Annotated in this window: 9 protein-coding genes; 5 read left to right on the top strand and 4 right to left on the bottom strand. The window is 68.7% G+C overall.

Features of this window, described 5'->3' with window-relative positions:
- On the top strand, positions 1-982 hold a 982-nt coding region (locus N878_RS07860; protein WP_021443116.1), incomplete at its 5' end, for a BCCT family transporter.
- A 118-nt stretch (positions 983-1100) separates the two neighbouring features.
- Here the strand turns inward: N878_RS07860 and N878_RS07855 are convergent.
- The 3 genes from N878_RS07855 to folE2 form a co-directional block, all read right to left on the bottom strand.
- Positions 1101-1799 (bottom strand): 3'-5' exonuclease, encoded by a 699-nt coding sequence (locus tag N878_RS07855; RefSeq protein WP_021443115.1) that lies wholly within the window; start codon positions 1797-1799, stop codon positions 1101-1103.
- A complete protein-coding gene (locus tag N878_RS07850; protein ID WP_021443114.1) occupies positions 1799-3703 on the bottom strand; it encodes a DUF294 nucleotidyltransferase-like domain-containing protein in 1905 nt (634 codons plus the stop codon). The genes N878_RS07855 and N878_RS07850 overlap by 1 nt, the downstream gene beginning before the upstream one ends.
- A 128-nt stretch (positions 3704-3831) precedes the next feature.
- On the bottom strand, positions 3832-4722 hold the full coding sequence (gene folE2, locus N878_RS07845) for a GTP cyclohydrolase FolE2 (RefSeq protein ID WP_021443113.1): 891 nt from the start codon (positions 4720-4722) through the stop codon (positions 3832-3834).
- Between the two features lie 72 nt (positions 4723-4794).
- Between folE2 and dksA the strand changes: the two genes are divergently transcribed.
- The 3 genes from dksA to N878_RS07830 are packed head-to-tail and all read left to right on the top strand — an operon-like array spanning position 4795 to position 7080.
- On the top strand, positions 4795-5217 hold the full coding sequence (gene dksA / locus N878_RS07840) for an RNA polymerase-binding protein DksA (RefSeq protein ID WP_021443112.1): 423 nt from the start codon (positions 4795-4797) through the stop codon (positions 5215-5217).
- A gap of 13 nt (positions 5218-5230) precedes the next feature.
- Positions 5231-6436 (top strand): zinc metallochaperone GTPase ZigA, encoded by a 1206-nt coding sequence (gene zigA, locus N878_RS07835; RefSeq protein WP_021443111.1) that lies wholly within the window; start codon positions 5231-5233, stop codon positions 6434-6436.
- On the top strand, positions 6436-7080 hold the full coding sequence (locus N878_RS07830; protein WP_021443110.1) for a DUF1826 domain-containing protein: 645 nt from the start codon (positions 6436-6438) through the stop codon (positions 7078-7080). The genes zigA and N878_RS07830 overlap by 1 nt, the downstream gene beginning before the upstream one ends.
- 190 nt (positions 7081-7270) lie before the next feature.
- On the opposite strand, the gene N878_RS07825 is transcribed toward N878_RS07830, so the two are convergent.
- Positions 7271-7621 carry a hypothetical protein gene (locus N878_RS07825; RefSeq protein WP_021443109.1) on the bottom strand — a complete coding sequence of 117 codons (351 nt, stop codon included), beginning with the start codon at positions 7619-7621 and terminating at the stop codon, positions 7271-7273.
- A gap of 96 nt (positions 7622-7717) precedes the next feature.
- Here N878_RS07825 and N878_RS07820 point away from each other — a divergent pair.
- Positions 7718-7953: GTP-binding protein (locus tag N878_RS07820; protein ID WP_031302897.1), on the top strand; the 236-nt coding region annotated here is incomplete at its 3' end.

The following is a 7953-nucleotide window of genomic DNA, read 5'->3' as shown; positions in this document are numbered from 1 at the left end:
CGAGCGGGTGTGGGGCTGGCCGGGGCATGTGATCGACATCCTTGCGGTGTTCGCCACCCTGTTCGGCCTGGTCACCTCGCTGGGCCTGGGCGCCGAGCAGGCCTCCGCCGGGCTGCACAGCCTGTTCGGCCTGCCGGCCGACACCACCACCAAGGTGCTGCTGATCGCCGTCATCACCCTGATCGCGCTGTGCTCGGTGCTGGCCGGTGTGGACAAGGGGGTCAAGCGCCTGTCCGAGCTGAACCTGGGCCTGGCCCTGCTGTTGCTGCTGTTCGTGGTGGTCGCCGGTCCCACCGCGCTGCTGCTGAGCGGCGTGCTGGACAACCTCGGCGCCTACCTGCAGTACCTGCCGGCGCTGTCCAACCCGGTCGGTCGCGAGGACGCCAACTTCAGCCAGGGCTGGACGGCGTTCTACTGGGCCTGGTGGATCAGCTGGTCGCCCTTCGTCGGCATGTTCATCGCCCGGGTCAGCCGTGGCCGCACCGTGCGCGAGTTCCTCATCGCCGTGCTGCTGGTGCCGTCGCTGGTGTCGGTGCTGTGGATGAGCACCTTCGGCGGCACCGCGCTGCATCAGGCCCTGGGCGGTCTGACCGAGCTGCAGCAGGCGGCGCTGGAGCTGAAGATGTTCGTCATGCTCGACCAGCTGCCGATCAGCGCGCTCAGTTCCTTCGTGGCCATCGTGCTGGTGGTGCTGTTCTTCATCACCTCGTCGGACTCCGGTTCCCTGGTGATCGACACCATCACCGCCGGCGGCAAGGTCAACGCGCCGCTGCCGCAGCGGGCGTTCTGGGTGCTGCTCGAGGGCGCGCTGGCCGTGGCGCTGTTGCTCGGCGGCGGTCTGGTGGCGTTGCAGGCCATGGCGGTGTCCACCGGCCTGCCGTTCACCCTGGTGCTGCTGGTGGGTTGCGTCGCCGTCATCAAGGGTCTGCTCAGCGAGCCGCGTGCGCTGCCGGGCGGGGCCGGGGTGCTGTCGCGCGACTAGCGTCTGTGCGAGGAGCCCCTGGCACTGGAGAAAAAGCCGCGATGCCGCTGGGTATCGCGGCTTTTTTCATGGGCGTTCGGGGCGCGCCGGCTATTCCCCTGCGAAGGTTGGGGCGCGGCTAGTGCCACAGCTCGCCCACCGGCGTATGCGTCCAGTGATGAGTGGCCGCCTGCGCCTGCAGCAGTTCGGCGGTGGCCAGGGCGTCGCTCAGCGCATGGTGCGCGCGGTACGCCGGCAGGCCGTAGCGCTGGCGGCTGTCGGCCAGGCGGATGGAGATCGGCCGTTGCCCGCGCAGGCGTCCCAGCAGGCCGGGACGCCTGCGTGGATGCAGGCGCGCCTCCAGCGCCATGGTGTCGAGCAGGGGGAACAGCAACCCCTCGCCCAGCTGGCGGCGCAGCGCCTGGTCGAGGAAGCCGCGTTCGATGCGGTGGTAGTGCACCACCACCAGCTTGCCGGCCAGGGCCTCGAGCACCTCGCCGAGCACCGCGTCCAGCGGCGGCGCATGGCGCACGTCGGAGTGGGTGATGTGGTGGAAGGTCACCGAATCGCCGTGCAGTTCGCTGCTGGGACGCACCACCCAGTAGCGCGCCTCCTGGCAGCGGATGCGGCGCAGATCGAAGGGCACCAGGCCGAGGCTGACGATGGCGTCGCGGCCCGGCTCCAGGCCGGTGGTTTCCACGTCCAGGGCGAGCAGCGGCGCCTCGCCCAGCGGCGTCTCGGCGGCCGGGCAGCCGGCGCGGTAGAAGGCCGCCAGGCGGGGATCGCGGGCAGCTTCGCCGAGCTGGCGCAGGCGCTCGGACCAGTTCGCGGCGCTCATCACAGGCGCCCCATGGGCTGCGCCGGATAGCGGAAGCGGAGGAATTTCTGCGCATTGCTGACGATCTGGAAGGCTTCCTTGAGGTTGTGCCGTTCCTCGCTGCTGATCTGCTCCGGTTCGATGTAGTTGCTCAGTTTGCGCTCGGCTTGCAGGTCGTGCGCCTGGTGGCGGATGCGCACCAGGCCGAGGAATTCGAAGGCGTAGCGCAGGCCCTCCAGCGCTTCGTTGGGCAGCAGCTTGGTGGTGGCGATGGCGTCCAGTCGTTCCAGCGAGTTCTGCGCGCGGGAGCCGCAGGCCAGGGCGTGCACGCGGATCAGGTCGGTGAGCGGCGCGGTGCCGCGGCCCTTGAGGTTGATGATGTGTTTCTGCTGGCCGTCGGTCTCCATCACGAAGGTGCGGAAGAAGCCCAGCGGCGGCGTGCGATTGAGCGCGTTGCGCGCCAGCGCGGCGAGGAACGCCGGGTTGCCGCTGGCGCGGCTGGCGAGCAGGTCCTTGAGGTTTTCCACCAGCTCGGTGGCGCCGTAGACGCCGTCGAGGTCGAAGAAGATGCTGGCGTTGAGCAGGGTCTCCGGGTTGGGCTGCTCGATCCACTGGATGAAGTAGTCGCGCCATACCCGCAGCGGTTTGCGCCACTTGGGGTTGTTGGCCATGATCCCGCCCTTGCAGTAGGCATAGCCGCAGGTCGCCAGGCCGTCGTTGACGAACTGCGCCAGCTCGGCGAAGTAGTCGCCGTGCAGGGCGGGGTCGAAGCTGTCGTCGAGCACCAGGGCGTTGTCCTGGTCGGTGAGCAGCAGCTGCTCGTCGCGTGCCAGCGAGCCGGCGACCATGAAGCAGTAGGGCACCGGCGGCGGGCCGAGCTTCTGCTCGGCGAGCGCCAGCAGGCGCTGGGCGAAGGCGCGGCCGATGCCGCTCATGGCCTTGCCGACCATGTTGACGTTGGCGTCGTCGGCGACCATGCGCAGGAAGGTGGCGCGCAGGTCCGGCGTCAGGCGCTTGAGCTCCTCGACCGACTGCTTGTTGAAGATGCCGTTGACCAGGTACAGGCTGCTGCGCGACTCGTAGCGGACGATATCGGCCAGGTTGATGACGCCCACCGGCACGTTGCGGCTGAGCACCGGCAGGTGGTGGATGTTGTGCCGCAGCATGCTCAGCATGGCTTCGAATACCGAGTCGTCGGCCTGGGTGGTGATCGGGTCGGGCGACATCACCTGGCTGACCGGGGTGTGGCCGGGCAAGCCTTCGGCCAGCACGCGGGTGCGCAGGTCGCGGTCGGTGAGGATGCCGGCCATCCGCTGCGCGGGGCGCTCGCCGGCGGCCGGCGCGGCGTCCTTCTGCGGCGCCACGACTATGACCGAGGACACGCTGTGCTCGGTCATCACCCGGGCGACTTCCTGCACCGGGGTGTCCGGCACGACGCTGACCGGCGCACGGGTGACCAGCTTGCGCACGGTGATCTTCATCAGCTCGCTGGCCTTGCCCTGGCTGTCCTCCAGCGCCGACTTCAGGCGCGACTGGCCGACCAGCTCGACGAAGTCGGCGAAGCTGTCGAACTGCTCGCACAGCTGGTGGAACAGGACCCCGGGGATGAAATAGATCAGGCTGTCTTCCAGCGCCCGCGCCGAGAGGCGCACGCGGTTGCCGCCCATCAGCCCGGCCTGGCCGAAGATCTCGCCCTCGGTCAGGCGGTTGTGCAGCTCGCCGCTGCGCCTGTGGATCTCCACCGCGCCGCTGCGCACGTAGTGCAGCTCATGGATCGGCGCCCCCGGCGCGAGGATCTCGCTGCCGGCCTTGAAGTAGCCGACCTGCACCTGGCGGGCGATCTCGCCCAGGGTCTCCTCCGGCAGCTTGTCGAAAGGCGGAAAGTGCTTCAGGTGATCGCGGATCTCGATCAGCTCGATCTGCATGGGGCGTCCTTAGCTCGCGGGTGGCCTCCATCTAAGCATAGAGGCCACGGGATTCGCCCCTCCGAATGCGCCCAGCGCCGTCGCAGGCCCGCCGGCGTTTATGGCCGGGCAGGGCAGCGGCTCGTGCCTCACCCCCAGTTCCAGCGGCTCTCGGCCACCGCGTCGTGGGCGTGCAGGCTTTCCGCGTGCACCACCCGCACGTGCAAGGCGCTGGCCTGCGGCAGCTGGCGCAGGGCGCGGTGCAGGCGCCGTGCGGCGTCTTCGCAGAACATCAGGTTCTGCCCGTTGGCCAGGGCGAAGGCCTGCTCGTCGGCGCGTTTGACCGCGGTCTGCACCGGCGTGCCGAGGGCGCGTTCGGCGCCGTCGAGCAGCGCCAGCAGCGGCAGCTCCTTGCAATCCGGGTTCAGGCGCAGTTGCAGGATCGCCGTGCTGCGCTGGCTGTGCGGCGTGGCGAGGATGCCCCGGGTGCTGCCGAGCCAGCCGATGATGTCGGCGCGATCGAGGTTTTTGCCTGCAAAATCTTCGTTGAATTGCTGCTGGATCAGCTGCCGGGCCAGCGCCGCCGAGCACGGGCAGGTCGACGAATAGGCCAGCTCGACCTGCAGTTCGACCTGGAATTGGCGGCCGTCCTGGCGTGCGCGAACCTCGAAGGGGTAGTGCTTCCAGCCGCTCAACGGGCTGATCAGCGCCGGGCGCTCCAGCGGCAGCGCGCCGCGCAGGGTCAGGCTGGCGCTGTCCGACAGCTCGCGGTGGCTGCCCAGGCAGTCGTCCAGCAGCCGCTGCAGCGCCGGCACGTCCAGCGGTTGGCCGGCCAGCGCCTGCAGGGCCAGGTACAGGCGTGACATATGGATGCCGCGCGCGCCGCCATCAATCAGGCTGACGCCGATATCGGCCTGGGCCGTCAGCGTCTGGCCGGCCAGCCGCAGCGGCAGGGCGATGCCGGCCATGCCGACCCAGTCCAGCGGCAGGTCGTGGTGGGTGGCTTGGGCGGCTATGTCCGGCAGGGTCTGTACGTTCATCGCAAATCCGTGGGTTGCTGGTTCGATTGAGTGTTATGTTATAACACTAAAAAATAAACCAGCCGATGTGCCATGACCCTGACTGTGCCTACCGAAGCCGAACTGCTCGCCCAGCCCGCCGACGCCTATATGAACGACGCCCAGCAGCGCTTCTTCCGCGCCCTGCTGCTGGCCCAGCGTGCCGAATTGCAGGCGCGCATCGACGAGGAATTCGCCGAACTGCGCGAGCGCGAGACCAGCAGCGACGTCGCCGATATCGGCAGCGCCGAGGAGCAGCGCCAGTGGCAGCTGCGCCTGCTGGAGCGGGAAAAGAAGCTGCTGGACAAGATCGACCAGGCGCTCGAACGCCTGGCGCGCGGCGAATACGGCTGGTGCGCCGAGACCGGCGAGCCCATCGGCCTGAAACGCCTGCTGCTGCGCCCCACCGCGACCCTGTGCATCGAGGCCAAGGAGCGCCAGGAGCAGCGCGAAAAACATCAGCGTGACCGTGACTGAACGAGGAACCCCCATGAATCAGCGTCTACCCGTTACCGTGCTGTCCGGCTTTCTCGGCGCCGGCAAGAGCACCCTGCTCAACCATGTGCTGAAGAACCGCGAGGGCCGCAAGGTCGCGGTGATCGTCAACGACATGAGCGAAATCAATATCGACGGCGCCACCGTCCAGCAGGACGTCAGCCTCAACCGCGCCGAAGAGAAGCTGGTGGAAATGAGCAACGGCTGCATCTGCTGCACCCTGCGCGAGGACCTGCTCGACGAGGTCAGCCGCCTGGCCAGCGAAGGCCGCTTCGACTACCTGCTGATCGAATCCACCGGCATCAGCGAGCCGCTGCCGGTGGCCGAGACCTTCACCTTCCGCGACGAGCAGGGCCGCAGCCTGTCCGACCTGGCGCGGCTGGACACCATGGTCACGGTGGTCGACGGGGTGAACTTCCTGCGCGACTTCCACGAGGCCGACAGCCTGGCCAGCCGCGGCGAAACCCTGGGCGAGGAGGACGAGCGCTCGATCACCGACCTGCTGATCGAGCAGGTGGAGTTCGCCGACGTCATCCTCATCAGCAAGATCGACCTGATCAGCCAGGCCGAGCGCGAGGAGCTGATGGCCATCCTCCGTGGCCTCAACACCCACGCCGAGATCCAGGCCATGAGCATGGGCCAGATCGCCCTGGACAAGATCCTCGACACCGGTCGCTTCGACTTCGAGCGCGCCGCGCAGGCGCCGGGCTGGCTCAAGGAGCTGCGCGGCGAGCACGTGCCAGAAACCGAGGAGTACGGCATCGCCTCCAGCGCCTACCGCGCGCGCCGGCCCTTCCATCCGCAGCGCTTCTTCGACTTTATCGCCCGCGACTGGGTCAACGGTCGCCTGCTGCGCTCCAAGGGCTTTTTCTGGCTGGCCAGCAAGTACCAGGAAGCCGGCAGCTGGTCGCAGGCCGGCGGCCTGATGCGCCATGGCCTGGCCGGGCGCTGGTGGCGCTTCGTGGCCAAGCAGCACTGGCCGCAGGACGAGGAGGGGCTGCAGGCGATCATGCAGCACTGGAGTGCCGAGGTCGGCGACTGCCGCCAGGAGCTGGTGTTCATCGGCCAGAACATCGACTTCGCCCGGCTGACCGCCGAGCTGGACGCCTGCCTGCTCACCGACGAGGAAATGGCCGGCGGGCCGGAGGCCTGGCGTCTGCTGCCCGATCCCTTCGGCGCCTGGCAGCAGGAGGCGGCCTGATGTTGGCCCTCAAGCTGCGCCCGGCGCCGCGTCAGGCGCTGGGCGAGGATATCCAGGTGCTCACCGAGGTGCTGCGCGACGAGGTCAACCTGGCCGTCTGGCAGCGCCGCCTGCCGGCGCAGATCGAGGACTTCGCCGCGGCGCTGCTGGCCCAGGGCGAATCCCTGGCGCAGTCCATGACCCTGGAGCTGGCGACGCCCGACAGCGCGCCGAATCTCGACGGCCTGGTGGCGCAGTACGCCGACCTGCCGGGCCAGGCCGCCTTTCTCGCCGACGTGGCCTGGCTGGTGCGCGCCTACGCCTGCCTGCTCGATGCCGAGCGCATCGGCCTGCGCCTGCGTGTGCTGGACAAGGCCATGTGCCCGCGCTTTCACGTCGACCACGTGCCCCTGCGGCTGATCACCAGCTACGCCGGGGTCGGCAGCCAGTGGCTGGAGGAGGGCGGCATGCCGCGCGCGCGCCTGGGCGATGGGTCGGCCGAGCCGCAGGACGCGGCAGCGATCCGTCAGCTGCAGGCTGGCCAGGTGGCACTGGCCAAGGGCGAGAAGTGGCAGGGCAACGAAGGCCGTGGGCTGATCCACCGCTCGCCGCAGCCGCCGGCCGGCGAACGGCGGTTGCTGTTGACCCTGGACTGGCTGGCCTGAGGGAAGTAGCGACGGTTTCCGTTGGGCTTCGTCGCGGGCTCCTCAACCCACGGGATGGCGAACCAAAAAAATAGGCCGGAGCGACTGCCCCGGCCTTAAGCACCAAGAGATCATGTCGACGCGTGACTCGACATGAGGGCCATGTGAGGTACCCGCAGTCATTAGGCGCTGTTTGGGTGACGTTTTGATGTCAGGGTTCGATCCAGGTGCCCTGATACTGGCTGGTGCAGGCCGGCTGCAGATACAGCGCATCGCTGGCCACGCCGTAGTAGTGGATGTCCTGCCGATACAGACCGCTGCCGGCCCGCGCCTCCTGGCACACGCCGTAGGCGCCCGCGGGGCACTGTTCGAGGAACTCCACCTCCACCTTCTGGCCCTGCAGCTGCGGCTGGCAGAAGCCCTCGCGGAACAGCTGGCTCGGGATATTGCGGTTCTCCTGGCACAGCTGCACGTCCAGGCGCTCGGCCTGGCTGTGCACCACGCAAGCCTCGCCCAGGGCCAGGCCGGGCAACAGGGAGAACGGCAGCAACCACGCACGCATCGTATCGACTCCAGAGCAAATTGCCGGCGAATCTAGCACGGCGTCCACCTGCAGTCTGTGCTGGCAACGGCAGCCAAGACCGTCGACCATAGGCCCATGCTCAGTCAGATCCCCACCCACCTGATCGCCGGCCCCCTCGGTGCCGGCAAGACCAGCCTGATCCGCCAGCTTCTGGCGCAGAAGCCGGCGGCCGAGCGCTGGGCGGTGCTGGTCAACGAATTCGGCCAGATCGGCCTGGACGCCGCGTTGCTGGAGCGCGGCGAGGACGGCGTCGCCCTCGCCGAGGTGGCCGGCGGCTGCCTGTGCTGCGTCAACGGCGCGCCCTTTCAGGT

The sequence above is a fragment of the Pseudomonas sp. EGD-AK9 genome, assembly GCF_000465935.2.
In the GTDB taxonomy this organism is placed as follows: Bacteria; Pseudomonadota; Gammaproteobacteria; order Pseudomonadales; family Pseudomonadaceae; genus Aquipseudomonas.
The sequence above is the reverse complement of the archived record's forward strand: the minus strand, read 5'-3'. Positions and strand labels throughout refer to the sequence as shown.